Annotated in this window: 12 protein-coding genes and 1 pseudogene; 11 read left to right on the forward strand and 2 right to left on the reverse strand. The window is 37.6% G+C overall.

Annotation, left to right across the window (positions count from 1 at the left end):
* Positions 1-332: 332 nt before the first annotated feature.
* The 5 genes and pseudogenes from IGL30_RS03710 (at position 333) to IGL30_RS03730 (ending at position 7,654) form a co-directional block, all read left to right on the forward strand.
* Positions 333-2,555, forward strand: coding sequence for an adhesive domain-containing protein (locus IGL30_RS03710; RefSeq protein ID WP_375371619.1), 2,223 nt, complete (start codon positions 333-335; stop codon positions 2,553-2,555).
* A gap of 91 nt (positions 2,556-2,646) precedes the next feature.
* Positions 2,647-4,312, forward strand: a pseudogene (locus IGL30_RS03715) (hypothetical protein).
* Between the two features lie 22 nt (positions 4,313-4,334).
* Positions 4,335-4,574, forward strand: coding sequence for a hypothetical protein (locus IGL30_RS03720; RefSeq protein ID WP_034698894.1), 240 nt, complete (start codon positions 4,335-4,337; stop codon positions 4,572-4,574).
* 31 nt (positions 4,575-4,605) lie between these two features.
* Positions 4,606-6,090 (forward strand): Mur ligase family protein, encoded by a 1,485-nt coding sequence (locus IGL30_RS03725; RefSeq protein WP_123875131.1) that lies wholly within the window; start codon positions 4,606-4,608, stop codon positions 6,088-6,090.
* Between the two features lie 346 nt (positions 6,091-6,436).
* A complete protein-coding gene (locus IGL30_RS03730) occupies positions 6,437-7,654 on the forward strand; it encodes an LCP family protein (RefSeq protein ID WP_088745768.1) in 1,218 nt (405 codons plus the stop codon).
* A gap of 53 nt (positions 7,655-7,707) precedes the next feature.
* On the opposite strand, the gene IGL30_RS03735 is transcribed toward IGL30_RS03730, so the two are convergent.
* On the reverse strand, positions 7,708-8,178 hold the full coding sequence (locus IGL30_RS03735) for a TspO/MBR family protein (protein ID WP_010719703.1): 471 nt from the start codon (positions 8,176-8,178) through the stop codon (positions 7,708-7,710).
* A 329-nt stretch (positions 8,179-8,507) separates the two neighbouring features.
* Here IGL30_RS03735 and IGL30_RS03740 point away from each other — a divergent pair, with 329 nt between their 5' ends.
* From IGL30_RS03740 to IGL30_RS03750, 3 genes are all read left to right on the forward strand, one after another.
* Positions 8,508-10,061 (forward strand): carbohydrate-binding protein, encoded by a 1,554-nt coding sequence (locus IGL30_RS03740; protein ID WP_088745767.1) that lies wholly within the window; start codon positions 8,508-8,510, stop codon positions 10,059-10,061.
* Positions 10,062-10,137: 76 nt separating this feature from the next.
* Positions 10,138-10,716: a lytic polysaccharide monooxygenase gene (locus IGL30_RS03745; RefSeq protein WP_088745766.1), complete on the forward strand. Its 579-nt coding sequence runs from the start codon at positions 10,138-10,140 to the stop codon at positions 10,714-10,716.
* 629 nt (positions 10,717-11,345) lie between these two features.
* Entirely contained in the window at positions 11,346-12,026 is a 681-nt protein-coding gene (locus tag IGL30_RS03750; protein WP_034698910.1) for a YcjF family protein, read from the forward strand.
* 163 nt (positions 12,027-12,189) lie between these two features.
* Here IGL30_RS03750 and rlmD read toward each other — a convergent pair whose 3' ends face one another.
* A complete protein-coding gene (rlmD, locus tag IGL30_RS03755; protein ID WP_088745765.1) occupies positions 12,190-13,587 on the reverse strand; it encodes a 23S rRNA (uracil(1939)-C(5))-methyltransferase RlmD in 1,398 nt (465 codons plus the stop codon).
* Between the two features lie 107 nt (positions 13,588-13,694).
* On the opposite strand from rlmD, the gene recX reads away from it, so the two are divergent.
* The 3 genes from recX to ntdP all read left to right on the forward strand — a co-directional run bounded on the left by recX (position 13,695) and on the right by ntdP (position 16,293).
* On the forward strand, positions 13,695-14,492 hold the full coding sequence (gene recX, locus IGL30_RS03760; RefSeq protein ID WP_088745764.1) for a recombination regulator RecX: 798 nt from the start codon (positions 13,695-13,697) through the stop codon (positions 14,490-14,492).
* The gene (mutY, locus tag IGL30_RS03765; RefSeq protein WP_088745763.1) at positions 14,485-15,666 is read left to right on the forward strand and encodes an A/G-specific adenine glycosylase; all 1,182 of its coding nucleotides are present in this window, start codon (positions 14,485-14,487) and stop codon (positions 15,664-15,666) included. The genes recX and mutY overlap by 8 nt, the downstream gene beginning before the upstream one ends.
* A 93-nt stretch (positions 15,667-15,759) precedes the next feature.
* The gene (gene ntdP / locus IGL30_RS03770) at positions 15,760-16,293 is read left to right on the forward strand and encodes a nucleoside tri-diphosphate phosphatase (protein WP_010719696.1); all 534 of its coding nucleotides are present in this window, start codon (positions 15,760-15,762) and stop codon (positions 16,291-16,293) included.
* The last annotated feature ends 106 nt before the right edge of the window (positions 16,294-16,399 follow it).

Below are 16,399 nucleotides of genomic sequence, written 5' to 3' on the forward strand. Positions count from 1 at the left end.
GAATGGACATATAGAGAAATTCCTTAATGACATTATAATTTATCCAAGCACAAAAACGAAATGTTATGCAATATTTTTACATAATTGCTACAGTTTCTTTTTATTTTTAAAATAATAAAGTTATTTTAAGAAGATTAAAACTTAATAATAGATTTTTAATTTAACGATTGCTAAAATCTTTGTAACTTAAGTTAACTGAAGTTTTTTCAGAAAGATATCTTTTTGACAAAAAGAAAGAAGGCCAGTTCCTAGCGGAAATAATTGTTGTTAGTGATTGATTAAGTGGGGGATAAAGCATAAGTAAATAATGGAAGCATCTAAGGGGGAAAAAAATGAAAAAGGATTATAAAAAAAGTATGGATCAAGAAGCTAGAGCTAAACGTCGATCCAAAAAATACTTATTAGTAGGAACGTCTATTGCTGCAGGGATGCTGTTGGGGACAGCACCTATTTCAATTGCTACACCGTTGTTTACTGTGGGTTCACAACAAGTATATGCTGACTTGATTAGTGGACAGTTGTTCAATAATCTAACGACGTCTAATACCAGTGGAACAACAGCAAGTGCACCTTTTCCATTGGCTGGAACGACTCGTAATGTTGATTTTGTTATTTCAGCTAATAATGGGATTGATCTAAGTGTTCTAAATGGCTCGAGACGAGCAGTTTTAGCAATCCCAACTGAAATGCAAGGTTTAGTTAATCCAAATGGGACGGGTACTTTCCAAACAGATATTTTGTTACCAGGAGAAGAACTACAACCACTATTGTCGATTGTAGATGGGGCGGTAACTACCCTAGTGTCTGCTGTTGAAAACATTGTTAACCTTAACCCGTTGGCATCAGTCAATTTAGATGAAGTGTATGCTCAACTAGCATTATTAGAGAACCTTAGTACATTGACGTCAGCTGAAGTAGCATTGAATCTTCAAATGCAAGGGGACGAATATATCTATGGTGAATTAGATGGCTCATTAGAAACAGTTATTCGAGAAGGGCTGACTGAAATTTTAGATGGAATCAATGATGCTGTCCAAGCAATCCAAGCGACACCGAATGCAGGAAGCGGTGCTCTTGGTACGATAGCAGCAGGTACGATCAATACAGCGTTGTCCGCAACGATTAAACCAGCATTTAATCTTACTTTTGCTACTGCAACAGGTTTAGTTGGTGTGGGGTCATCATTGATTGGAACATTAGCTGATGCGAGCGTATTAGGTGAAACGACGGTTACGATTCCGACATTAATTCAGGATCCTAATTATAGTGATTTAGCGGCAGCCGGAGTAGATATGTCTGTTCCTTATGAAGCTGGCTTCGTTGGAAATATTGTAAAAGCAGATGTTTTATCTATCGATATCGCCTCTAGCTCTGATGGCTATTCGCCAGTTTTTTATCAAGCTGCTGAAGTAACACCACCATATAATGTTGTTGTTACAGGGAACTCAACTGATGGTTATGAAGTAACTGGGATGGCAGATCCTAATGCAACAGTTCGTATTTATGATCAAGAGAATAATTTGATTGCAGAAGGACAGGCTGATGAAAATGGAAACTTTACGATTCCAATTGCAGCCACAGATGTGTCACCTTTAGAAGACATCCAATTAATCGCGTATGATGAAAATGACAATCCAAGTTTACCAGCTGCTGCTGTGATCCCAGACGATGAAGAAGCCGACGCCGATGCGGATGCTGACGCCGACGCCGACGCTGATGCAGATGCCGATGCTGACACCGATGCCGATGCCGATGCTGACGCCGATGCCGACGCTGATGCAGATGCCGATGCTGACACCGATGCCGATGCCGATGCTGACGCCGATGCCGACGCCGATGCTGATGCTGATGCTGACGCCGATGCGGATGCCGATGCTGACGCTGATGCCGATGCGGATGCCGATGCTGATGCTGACGCCGATGCTGACGCCGATGCCGACGCTGATGCTGACGCTGATGCCGACGCTGATGCCGATGCTGACGCCGATGCTGATGCCAACGCTGATGCGGATGCGGATGCGGATGCCGATGCCGACGCGGATGCTGACGCCGATGCCGATGCCGATGCTGATGCCGATGCTGATGCTGACGCCGATGCCGATGCCGACGCGGATGCTGACGCCGATGCCGATGCCGATGCTGACGCCGATGCCGATGCCGATGCTGATGCCGATGCTGATGCCGATGCTGATGCTGACGCCGATGCCGATGCAGATGCCGACGCTGATGCTGATGCTGACGCCGATGCGGATGCCGATGCGGATGCCGGAATGGGAAGTGCAGGAAATGGTACAGATACGGATCAGAACGGCGACCCAGGAATGGTGCCGATCAACACTTCTGGTGGATCAGGTTCAAATCCACCACAATTACCTTTGCACTATGGTGGGACAAGTCATACAAAACCATTGAATTACCATGACGGCTCAACACTAAAAATGTATCCTAAAACCTCTGATACGGTAAGTTCATCTGTTTCTTGGTTAGGTGGCTTAGTATCGTTGATTTCGGGAATGGGTATTTGGAAAATGAAAAGAAATAAAAAGAATAACTAATAATTAACGGAGAGGTTATAACTATAGAAATAGATTTAAAAATCATAATGGATGTAGTTATAACCTCTTTATTCTTGATAGGGGTGAGTCTATGCCAGTTCAAACAGATAAAAATGATTTAGCAACCATCCAAGAAGTACTTGAAAAAGTAGACATTCATACGGAGAAAAAATTATTAATCGTATCCGTAGGAGATTTTAGTAAGCGTGGTAAGACTTATGAATTTTACGGAAACAATCTAAAAACAATTTGGAATAATTTTCTAACAGCTTATCGAACCTATCATTTTGAGACAGAAACGTATCTGAGGTTGGATGTAGTGACGAAAGAAGAGCAAGTTGATTTTCAACAAGTCAAAGAACGGTTAAACAAAATAAAAAGGAATAATTACATCGATTTTAATTTGCGAATAGATGGAATCAGAAAAAGAAGTTTTTTAAAAGAAGAATTAGTAGCAAATGCAATCATTAAACCAAGTAAAGCACATATAGTTGGAAAAAATCATCCTGAGTTACACATTGATTCCCAAAATTACCGTGGCTATGTTAAGCGTAAATATGGACGTAAAGAAAGTGATTTAAGCTACTTAGAGCGTTCAAAGTGTTATTTTTTTGAAACAGCCTCCTTCTATTTTGAAAATGGTGAAGTATTCCCTTTGAAAGATTATGGCAATGGCAATCAAGTCAGAGAAGTGACTACAGAAAATCTTGATGATATTACGGAACTAGTGATTGAACAAGGAACGAATTATTTAACCAAACAGTTGACTCCTACTGGTAAATTCATTTATGGCTATTATCCTTGCTATGATCAGTTACTAAAAGGTTATAATTCGGTTCGCCATTTTTCATCTTTGTACGCATTAGCTGAATCGGCAGAATATTTATCCGACCAGGAATTGATGCAACGAGTCAAAGAAGGATTACTATGGGGATTGGAAAATCTAACTTCTGAAGTCAATGGTCAGCTGTTGATTAAAGATTACTTGAATAAAGAAGTAGAGTATAAGTTAGGAGCCCAGGCGACAGCAATCTTGGCTTTAGCAAAATATTCAGAAGTGACTAAAGAGACCATCTTTCATAGTTCCCTTAGTCGTTTAATCACGACTGTTTCAGAAAAATTTATCACTCCAGATGATCAGACGATCCATGTGTTGAATGCCGAATTAATGACAAAAGAGCGTTTTAGAATTATTTATTATGATGGTGAAATTCTGTTTTCCCTCTTAAGAGCACATGCGATTTTAAAACAAATTGAGATTTTTGAGATTTGTGAAGGATTGATGGAACAATTTGTCGCAAATAATTATCAAAAATACCATGACCACTGGTTAAGTTATGCAACGAATGAGATGCTTAAATATCAAGAAAAAGATACTTACTATGAATTTGGTATTAAGAATGCAATGGTCAACATCAACTTTATCGATCAACGAGATACAGCTTATCCAACCATGCTTGAGTTACTAGTAGCAGCCTCAAAAATGATCAGCAAATTAGAAAGAAGTCCTTTAAAAGATAAGCTTTTTCCGATAGAAAAAGAATTTTTTGAAACGAAAGCACGAATCAATACGGTAATGAAAAAAAAGAGTGTTACATGAAATCCCAACAGGAGTCATGTTTCCAGAGTTTGCACAGTTTTTCAAACAACCGCAAGTGATCAAATATGGTTTTTTTGCGCGTCATGATCGTTTCCGTATGAGAATAGATGATGCAGAGCATTTTCTATCTGGTTTGATCAATTACTTATGCCTTTAAAAAGAGAAGAGGAGTGAAAATAATGGTTGGTTATATTCGATTTGCTGCTTTAGCATTGATTGGTCTTTCCTATTTAGGGTTTCGGCTGAAAAAGAAAAAAGACCATCAATCAGAAACTTTAGAAAATGATTGGAGTCAGTATCAAAAAAATGAAGAGGGGTTGTATCCTTGGGAAGAAGACCAAGATGACTCGCCACAGAGAATTGAAAAAACAGCAACAAGGTATGTGAATCAAGCAAGACCAAGACGAGGAAAATGGTAGAGAGAATCTAGAACAAAGTAGGTGTAAAAGAATGTGGAAGATCCAAGAATTATTGGCTGATATCGATGGTGCGTATTTACAAAAGTACGACCATCTTGATCAAATAATTGACAAATTTGAGTACTTTTCTGGACATTTAAACAAAAGAACCAATTATAATACCACAGCATTTGTTTGTTTGACACCAGAAAGAAGAAGTTACATCAATCGAAAGACAGTGGCTTGGCGAGATGGGAACGTGCAAATCAAAGGAAGGGAAAATGAGTTTGGTTTAATCATTACTGAAATCCCCATTGATGACCCAGCTGTTAGAACGCCTCAATTTATTGTTAAAAATAGTTGGGAATTTTTACTACAAATTTCAGAGAAAATCCGAAGCAATTATGTACAACCAATTGTAGCAATCACTGGTTCGGCAGGAAAAACATCCACACGAATGATGATCTCACATTTATTCCAAAATGAAAAAGTGTTAGAAAATCGTGGGAACCACAATGTTCGTTTTGCGATTCCTCTATACCTAAGCAAGCTAGTAAGTGAGCCAGATATGTTGAACTTAGAAGTCTCTGTCAATGCGCTGAACTCTTATGACACTGGATCAATGTCTAATTTAGTGCAACCAGAGATTGCGATTGTAACCTCAATTGGAGAAGCACACCTTAGTTCATTAAAAGATACTATCGGAGTGGCACGACATAAGGCAAAAATTTTTGAAGGACTGAAGCAAGATGGCACTGCAATCATCAATACAGATATTGGTGAGGAAGAACTAGCGATTCTAATGACAGCAGCCAAAAAAAGAACAGCAGAGATTCTCACGTACTCTTTGTATGATCAAACAAAGGATGTCTTCTTAATTGAAACGAGACAAGAAAGAGAGTATTGTGAAATTTTATTTTCTTTTTTAGGACAAGAATTTTCGATGAACTTGTCAGTTGCTTCTGCAGGTATGATTTCTAATGCTTTTGCTGCTTTATTGACAGTCTGGAAAATAAAAGGCAACATTCGATCGTATCTGCCAGCATTTACTACATTTAAGCCATTGTCTAAGATTCTCGATAAAACGAATTATGCTTCCTTGAATGGAACGAATTTCACATTTATTGACGACACCCATAATGCTTCTTTGCCTGCGATGAAAAATGCTATCGATTATTTTGATGAAGTTCGAACCTTTTATCAAGGAAAAAGTATTTTGGTACTTGGACAGATTGCTGACTTAGGAAGTACTGCACAAGTGATCCATGAATCACTGAAAGATTCGATGGAACATTGTGGAGCAGATCATATCTTAGGTTATGGTGAGCATTTTAAAAAGATTTTTGAGGAAGAACAAATACAAGATCAACGATTCAAATGGTTCGCTACTTTACAAGAGTTAAGTGATTATCTAGAGGAATTACTAATCGAAGACAGTCTAATTTTAGCGAAGGGGTCTGTAACAGGGAGTGATTTTCATGATATAGATCGTTACATCCGTAAAATCGCTAATAAAAAACAGTTAAAAGCTGTATAAAATAGGTGGTATCAATTTGTAAAAAAGAGACAATGTCTGCTGAATGGCATCGTTTCTTTTTTTGCAAATAAAACGACAGATCCAAGATGACCATTGTAATTAAGAAAGAGAACGAGTAAGAGGCATTTCAGTGCTTCAAAATAAAAGCGTTTTGAAATACTTAGATTCAAGCTTTTCTCTGTAATGATGCTATGGTATGATAATTAAGAATTCAAAAAATTACATATTAATTAGTTTTTTATTCACGACTATTTTTTTAAAGTTTTATTATGATTAAATAGGTAGTTTGCTGATTTATTAGTTGTATGAGAAAATATTTTAAGAAAATGTGAGATAGAGGTGCATTATGAAGCGGTGGCAAAAAGTCGTAATAGGTTTACTGGGAATTCTCGTTGTTTTTATTGGCGGAGTCTCAGCTTATGGAATTAAACTCATGGGTGAAGCAAACCAAACAGTCAATCAAATATCCAAGGGATCGAATCGTCAGTCAACAAAGCGTAAAGATAAAGTGAGTATTGACGACAAAGAACCTTTTTCTGTCCTTTTGTTAGGACTGGATACTGGCGGATTAGGTAGAACCGAACAAGGAAGATCGGATACAATGATGGTGGTAACGGTGAATCCCCAACAAAAAAAATCAACGATCGTCAGCTTAGACCGTGATATTTATACCAATATCGTTGGTCATGGTACTGTTGATAAGTTGAATCACGCATATGCTTTTGGAGGCGTTGAAATGGCCATGGACTCAATCGAACAGTTACTCGATATCCCCATTGACCATTATGTAACCATTAATTTAGATGGAATGGAAGATTTGATCAATGCTGTCGGAGGTGTGGAAGTCAATAATAAAATTGATTTTACATTAGATGGTGTTCATGTTCCTGTAGGTAAACAAGTATTAGATGGTAAGAAAGGCCTTGCTTATTCACGGATGCGTCACGAAGATCCTAAAGGGGATATCGGACGTCAAGCACGACAGCGTGAAGTCGTTACTAAAATTGTTAATAAAGTATTGAGTTTAGATGGTGTCAGCAATTATCGGAAAATTTTAAAAGCGGTCGAAAAAAATGTCACAACTGACCTAGATTGGGATGATATGCTAGATGTAGCAACTAATTACACACCAGCATTTGAAACGATCAAACAAGATCAATTGCAAGGTAAAGATGCAACCATTGATAGTATTTACTATCAAATTTTAGGTGAAAATGATTTATTAAGTATCCAAAACGAATTGAAAAAACAATTAAACATCAAACCAAGTAAGACATTACCTAATTTAAAAAATGACAATGCTTCTATCATGTTCTACAATGACTCGCAATCCGCTGAAGATTCGAACGAGACTGCGACAAGTGAGAATAATTCAACTTATTCAGGAAATACGCAAACAACAAATCAGTACAACGAGTATAATCAAGAATACAATCAAAGCGCCGATCAAAATTATGATCAGTACGGCAATCAGAACTACAATCAGAATTACAACCAAAACAATGAACAAACTTACCAACAAGAAAACAATGAACAAGGATATAATTATGGAAATGGGTATTAAGTAAAAAAAGCATTCGCAACAGTCATAACCGACTGTGCGGATGCTTTTTTTTACTAGTTTAAAAATAAAATAGAATAGTTGAGAAGCGTAGCAAATAATACCCAGAGATAATATGGTACCAGTAACCACATCACTAAGCGATAGTGGTTCCATAGTTGATAAAGCAGTATGGAGAGAAGGATCACTAATAAAGTAATATCTAGTGCAGCAATTAAGGTGTTTTGCAAGTTGAAAAACAAAGCAGACCAGATAAAATTACATACAAATTGAATAACAAATAATGTAATTAATTTTTGTTTGACCCTTTTGTTTTTCATTACCAATAGTAAATATAACGAAATTCCCATTAAAATATATAGCACTGTCCACATAGGACCAAAGATCCAACTAGGTGGTGCAAAAGGAGGTAGCTCAAGTGAATAATAATAACTACCTGGATTACCACTTAGTATCCCCGATAAGAAACCTAAAATCACTATGCCAACAGTACAAACCCAAAAACGATAATCTTTCAGTATAGCCATATTGTTTTAACTCCTTTCTATAATTCTAGTTTACCATGAACGTTTTAAACATACTTGAATTTGATTTGGAAGGTTATACTTTTGGCTTAGTTATTTTAAATCAGTTATTATATTAGAATATTAACCCCTATCTCTTATTGAATAAAGAAAAGCATTGTCGTTGTAATGTTGTAACTCCGAACATTATTAAAGAAAATAGTCAATTAGATTAAATAACGTTAATTGTCAAATTTATTGTTATTTTTGATGTTATTTATCTGATGAGATAATATATGTAATCGATTACAAAATAGATGATAATAGCACTGATCACGAGAGGAGAAGAAGATATGGGAAATAAAAGAATCAAAAAAATGTTAGCGGGAGCAGCTCTTTGTAGTCTGATGATTGCGCCATTATTATTGAATATGGAAGAGGCATTTGCGACAGAACAAAGTACGAACAAGCAAGCTGGTTTTGGCGTTGGTCAAGGGATCAAATGGGCGGATCAAGTAGTAGCACCATTTGTCGATATGACGGCATATGTTTCAGGCAGCAATCTATCAAATAACGGAGCGCTTAATTTAGCTGCAGTGGCAAAAAGCACTGGACAAAAATTCTTCAATTTAGGATTCATGCAATCAAGAGGTATTAAAAATGGTAAGATCGACTGGGCCTGGGGTGGATTTGGAGGCTTAAGCGAAAGTGATAGCGATCAATGGCAATATGAAGGAATCAAAAAATCCATTCGCGAATTAAGAGAAGTTGGTGGCGATGTTGCTGTATCATTTGGTGGTCTAAATTCTGGCGCATTTTGGGAAACAACACAAGATTCAACCATTTTAGCAAATGCTTATAAAGAAATTATTGATGGTTATGGATTAACTCGTGTTGATTTCGACGTAGAAGCTGGGGCAATGAATTATGCGCATAATTTAGCTAATGCTAAAGCGATTAAAAAAGTCCAAGATGAAACAGGTGTTAGTGTGACCCTTACATTACCAGTGATGGACTTTGGATTGGTATCTACAGGTTTATCTGTCTTGCAAGCCTATCTTGAGGCAGGTGTTGATCTAACTACCGTTAATATCATGACGATGTGTTACGGTAGCGTTGTTCCCGATTATGCGCAAGGTTCACTAGATGCAGTGGACAATACGAAAAAACAATTACAAGATTACTACAAACGTTATGCGAACAAAACGTTAACTGATGCTCAAGCTTATGCTAAATTAGGAACAACCCCTTCCGTTGGATTTGAAGGAGACACACATCCATACTTTACAACTGATATGTTCAATAAAATCGTCCAACATGCAAAATCAAGAAAACTCGGGATGGTTTCTTATTGGTCAATGAACCGTGATGCCATGGTCGATGGTGGTCAAGGTCAAGTCAAAAATCAATATGAGTTCTTAACTGTTGCCCAACAATTCACTGATGGAACGACTGGTGGAGAAAATGACCCAGTAGAAACGCTAACTAAACCATCAATTCCGGTAAATTTAACTAGTAGTAATGTTACGCAAAATTCAGTGACTTTAAACTGGACTAATAATGCTTCAAAAGAAAAAGTCACTCATTATGAAGTTTATCGAAACAATATTCGCATCGCTACAAGTGCAACGAATACATTTAAAGATCAAAATTTACAAGCAAATACAACCTACAGCTATAAAGTTAAAGCAGTTAACGCTGCAGGGACATCTGACTTTAGCCAAGCAATCTCAGTGAAAACCACAAATGAAAGTACGCAAGGTGATACTTGGGTTATCGGAAAATCATATAAAATAGGCGATATCGTTACCTATAAGGGACATCGTTATCGTTGTATTCAACCACATCCAGCTACTGAGGGATGGGAACCAGATATTACAGAAGCTTTATGGGTAAGAATTTATTAAAAGTTATAAAAGCATAATGTTTGATTCTTTTATTAAAGCGCTTACAATGAACCTATCAATGAATGGGAGGTTCATCATGAAAAAGGTTAATATTTTAATGTTTGTTGGCGTTGTTATGTTAGGTTTGTTTGGATTTGGTGCATCTGGCTATGCTCATGGCTATATTACCTCACCTGGAAGTCGTGCTTATTTCGGAACTGCAGCAGCTGGTAATTTGAACCAAAATGTTGGACGAGCAGAGTGGGAGCCACAAAGTATTGAAGCACCAAAAAATACCTTTATCGATGGGAAAATAGCAAGTGCTGGGGTTACTGGATTTGAGCCACTAGATGAGCAAACAGCAACTAGATGGCATAAAAATATCATCAATACTGGCAAATTGAATATTACTTGGTTTTTAACTGCGCAGCATAGTACAAGTACTTGGGATTACTATATCACTAAAACTGGTTGGAATCCTAATGCACCATTGAAAATCAGTGATTTTGAATTGATATCAAAAATTGATGACAAAGGTGCAAGACCGCCACAAACTGTCAAACAAACAATCAATATTCCAAAAGATCGTAAAGGCTATCACGTGATCTTGGCTGTATGGAATATTAGTGATACAACCAATGCCTTTTATCAAGTAATTGATGCGAATATTCAATAATAAAGCATAAGAATCTTTTGGGTTCAATTTCAGCGAATCTGTGCTAGAAATACCAATTATTCAAAGACAAGTGTAGGAGACTGAGGCAAAACTTGCTTCAGTCTCTTTATTTCTAAAAATGTGTAAATGGTGTTCAATCATCAGCTCCTCGAAATAAGCCTGAATTTTTCAAAACATGAGAAGCTGTTTCAAAAAATTCTTTCTTATTGTCATCAGAGCTACCCGATGTTTTCACGACCTCTGATTCACGGTGTTCAAGAAGCAACTCCTCAACAATAAGCGATGATTTTCTAAAATATGAGGAGCTATTTTAAAAAATCCTCTCTTATTCGCTCGGAGCTGATCGCTTCTTTCACGACCTCTGATTCACGGCGTTCAAAGAGCTGACCTTCGGCGATAAGTCAAAAAATCTCAAAACATGGGGGGCTGTTTCGAGATTTTCATCTTTAAATTTGAGAAGCAGTTTTCGGAAATTCGTTCTAAATTATTGATGCTAAACATTGTTGTTTCAACCTTCTTTTGTTCATGAGTGAATGATTTTGGTTAAGGAAAGGTTTAATGTATGATAGAGCTACAACAATGCTTCATTAAATGGAGTATTGGTAGTTTTTAGTAGGGGGAAAAGTATGATGAGATTTTTTAAGAAGAATACGCAAGATACAAGCGATGAAACTAATCATGTTGCACCACTTGCTAAAGAAACACTTGACCAGCAAGAGTTCGACTCTTTCTTTGCTGAAGTGTTAAAAAAAATGCCACAAAAATCAGCTAGAGTGATCCTTAATGCTTATGACCAATCGAAAATCGTAGCAGAAAAAATCCTTGCAAAAAATCAAGCAAAATTTGATCATGTATTTAAAGATTTTTTAAAAGGAGTCGATGAAACGACACGCAAAAAAAGTCATAGGATCATTCACGCGGCTTCGTTAACAGCTGCAATCATCGGTTGCTCTCCGATCCCTTTTTCAGATGCGTTTTTATTAGTTCCAGTTCAATTGACTATGATGGCTCGGCTACATAAACTTTTTGGACAACCTTGGTCAGAAAGTTTAGGGAAAAGTGTTTCTAAAGAACTTGTAGTAGTCAGTTTAGGAAGAAGTACTGTCGGAAATATTGTCAAATTTGTACCAGCAGTTGGAACTGTTACAGGGGCAGCGATCAATGCCACTGTTGCAAGTGCCATCACCGAATCACTAGGGTGGACCACCGTAAAGATGCTGAATGATGGGGAAGATATATTTGAACAAGTCATGTCATTCAAAGGACAATCCCAGACATTGTTTCGTGCATTAAAAAGTATCAAAAAGTAAATATTTAGTGGATAAATTGAATTAGTAAGAATTAAAAAAGTGGACAATCATGAACTATTGCATAACAAAAACATCCAAAACACAGAGCTGTGTTTTGGATGTTTTTTATTTACTTAGGTTGGGTTAAGTCAGACGAGCAGAAAAAGTACCGAAAAAAGTTCAACTAATTTTTGCTGGTAACACTTGATCTTCTAGTCAATTTTACAACGACTTCACATCGAGCCGTTTGGGGAAACATATCCACTGACTGCAAATATTCCACTTTGAATTTCTTACTTAATTGTCCCAGATCTCGTGCTAAGGTTGAGACGTTGCAGGAAATATATACTAATTTCGTTGGCGGATAGTTGAGGATCGATTGAATCAACTGAGAATCAAGCCCTGTACGAGGGGGATCGACAATGATCCCATCTGGTTCAAATCCTTCTTCAAGCCATTTTGGTAATAAATCTTCAGCAGTTCCAACTTCATAATGGGTATTAGTATACCCTAAACGTTGAGCGTTTTTACGTGCATCATCAATAGCCTGAGGAATCACATCCATTCCACGGATTTCTTTCGCTTGTTTTGCTACACTTAAACCAATCGTTCCCACACCACAGTAAGCATCTACGATCGTTTCATTTGGTTGGATCGCGAGTGCTTTGATTCCTTCATTATAAAGGACTTCTGTTTGTTGCGGATTCAACTGGAAAAAAGCTCGTGGTGAGAGATCAAAAGTAACTTCATTGAGATGTTCTTCAATAGCATCTTTTCCCCAAAGGTGGATTGTTTCATCGCCCATTACAAGGGAAGTTTTAGCAGGTTGAACATTTTGCATGATTGAAACAACCTCTGGCAATTGTTGGTTAATGTCACGGATGATTGCATTTTTTTGTGGAAATTTTTGACTGCGAGTAATAAATACAACTTGTAATTCACCCGTTTTTATTCCAACACGTACCATGATCGTCCGAAAAATGCCACTGTTGCTCCGTTCATCATAGATAGGAAGGTCATACTTATTCAATAACTCGACGACCGTATTCATCACTTTTTGTGTCTGTGGTTCTTGAACTAAGCAATCGATTAATGGCACAAGTTCATGGGAATTTGCTTGATATAGCCCAGCTTCGATTTGTTGTGTTTTCTTATTTTTTCTTAATTGGAATTGTGCTTTGTTTCGGTAATGCCATGGTTCTTCCATGCCAATCGTTGGACGTAATTCGTAAGAACGAAAGCCGGCCGGTTTGAATTTTTCTAGCGCTTGCATAAGCAAATCTTTTTTGAAATCAAGTTGCGCCTGATATGCTAAATGTTGAAGCTGACAGCCACCACATTCATAATACACTGGACAAGGCGCCACCACTCGATCCTTGCTTTGCTTTTTGACTTTGATTAACTGAGCTTCCGCATAGCGAGGTGTTGCTTTCGTGATCTTGACAAGAACTTCTTCTTTGGGCAGTGCATAAGGGACAAAGATGATCAAACGTTTGAAATAACCGATCCCTTCACCGTTGATACCCAGTCGTTTGATTTTTAAAGGGATGGTTTGGCCGTTTTTGACAATGGTTTCTGTCATAAGTATCTTCCTTTTTTCTAATAGTGTGGTTTTATTCTAACATATTATTAATAGCGATGGGGATTTTCTATGTTATGATAAGAATATACGTTCGAGGAGGTAACTCAATGATAACAGTTACTAGGATCAGTAAAGGCAAAGGTCCATTTTATCAAGTCGAATTATCTGAAGGAGATTCTTTGAAGGTTTCAGAAGATATCTTGGTGCGTTACCGCTTGTTAAAGGGACAAGAATTAACAGAAGAAACAATTGAGGAAATCAAGAAAAGCAGTGGGTTTGACTTTGGTCTCCAACAAGCGCTCAATTACCTAAGCTATCAATTGCGTTCAGAAAAAGAAATTAGAACTTATTTGAAAGAAAAAGAGATTGAACTAGCTGACCGTAATAAGATCGTGGATCGTTTAAAGGAATTAGATTTGATCAATGACCTCGTCTATGGTGAAAGCTACGTACGGACAAATGTAAGACTAAGTGACAAAGGACCAAAAAAAATAGCTCAGCAATTACAACAAAAAGGTTTGAAACCGGAAATTGTCGAGCAGGCACTGTTGCAATATCCAGAAGAAGAACAAATAGCGATAGCAGCGCAGACGGCAGAAAAATTATTCAATAAAAATCATGGGAAAAGTCATAAAGAACTTTTTAGAAAAATTCAACAAAACTTGATGACCAAGGGATTCACCCAAGAGGCGATCCAACAAGCCATCGCCCATTTACCACAAGAAACGGATGAAGACGCTGAATATGAAGCATTAGTTTCACAAGGGGACAAGTTATGGCGTAAAAACGAGAGATTTGAACCGAAAAAACGTAATTTAAAAATCAAACAAAGCTTATATCAAAAAGGATTTGATTTAGAAATGATCCAACGATTTATCGTAGAAAAGGAAGAAGCAAGTGAATAAAGAATGGGAAAAATGGACGGAAGAGGAAATCGCACAGTTTCAAACGCAATTTGTTGGCTGGTACGAAAAAGAAAAACGCAATCTACCTTGGCGCTATGATCGTGATCCTTATCGTATCTGGATTTCTGAAATCATGCTTCAACAAACCCGTGTAGATACGGTAATTGCTTATTTTTATCGCTTTATGGAATGGTTTCCGACGATTGAAGCGTTAGCTGCGGCACCAGAAGAAAAACTTTTAAAGGCTTGGGAAGGATTAGGGTATTATTCTCGCGTTCGAAATATCCAAGCTGCGGCCCAACAGATCATGACAGAATTTGATGGACGTATGCCGCAAACACCAGAAGAAATCAGTTCATTGAAAGGGATTGGCCCTTATACTACAGGCGCTATTTCAAGTATTGCTTTTGGTTTGCCAGAACCAGCAATCGACGGGAATGTCATGAGAGTCGTGAGTCGCTTATTTTGTATTGAAGCTGACATCGCCAAAGCTTCTAGTCGGAAAATTTTTGATGAGGCGATGCGTAAGATCATTGATGAAAAGCATCCTGGTGAGTTTAACCAAGCAATGATGGACCTAGGATCGGCCATTTGTACACCTACTTCACCTAATTGTGAATCATGTCCGATCCGATCATTTTGCTTAGCTTACAAAAAAAATGAGCAAACCTCGTTTCCAGTAAAAACAAAGAAAGCCAAACCGAAAGATGTCTATTATGTGTGTGCAGCGATTCAAAATGAGGCGGGAGCCTATTATTTTGAGGAACGACATACGCAAAGGTTATTAGCAAACATGTGGACGTTCCCGATGGTCGAAGTCACAAAAGAGAAATACGAATGGTTGCAAGCTGAATGGGCTCAATCTCATGAACCAAGCTTATTCGATCAAGACAAAGTTGCAGAAGAAGAAACGGAGCTACCCTTTCATTTTAAAGAACAATTGATTTGGCAAAAGCGGCATTTGGGAGAGGTAACGCATATCTTTAGCCATTTGAAATGGCACGTATTACTATTTTACGGTCGAATACCTTCTCAATCAAATGACAAATTTCCTAAAACTGAAATAACACAATGGTTATTACCAGAAGACTTCGATAACGTGGCTTTTCCAAAAGTACAGGTAAAATTAAACGAACAATTAGAGAAAAATCGAAACAATAGTAATCCTTTCTAGGCAAAGCTCTTTTTTATTGATATAATAATTACGATGTCGGTGTAATGAACACCCAAACACAAAGCATGAGATGCTGCGTAAGGAAGGGTTGCTATGGGAGTCCCAAAAGAAGGTGAGTTTGTAACGATCCAAAGTTACAAACATGACGGCAAATTGCATCGAACGTGGCGTGATACCATGGTATTAAAAACAAGTGAGCATTCGATGATCGGTGTCAATGATCATACTCTAGTTACAGAGTCTGATGGACGTCGTTGGGTGACTCGAGAACCAGCAATTGTGTATTTTCACAAAAAATACTGGTTCAATGTAATAGCAATGATTCGAGAAAAGGGGGTTTCCTATTATTGTAATCTAGCTTCACCTTTTTTGCTGGACGATGAGGCATTGAAGTATATTGATTATGATTTAGATATCAAAGTTTTTCCTGATGGAGAGAAACGATTACTAGATGTCGATGAATATGAGATGCATAGCCAAATGATGAATTATCCGAATGATATCGACTTCATCCTAAAAGAAAACGTGAAGATCTTGGTTGACTGGATCAATAATGGTGAGGGCCCTTTCTCCGAAGGCTATATTGATATTTGGTATAACCGTTACAAGCAATTGTCGCGCAAGTAAACAAAAAAAAGCAGTAAGCGCAAAAGTTTTGCGCTTACTGCTTTTTTGCTATGGGTTCTTCAACATAGACACTGATGATGGAAGAAAAAGGACAAGGGATGATCCT

The sequence above is a fragment of the Enterococcus sp. DIV1089c genome, from assembly GCF_050530965.1.
Lineage (GTDB): Bacteria > Bacillota > Bacilli > Lactobacillales > Enterococcaceae > Enterococcus_B > Enterococcus_B hirae.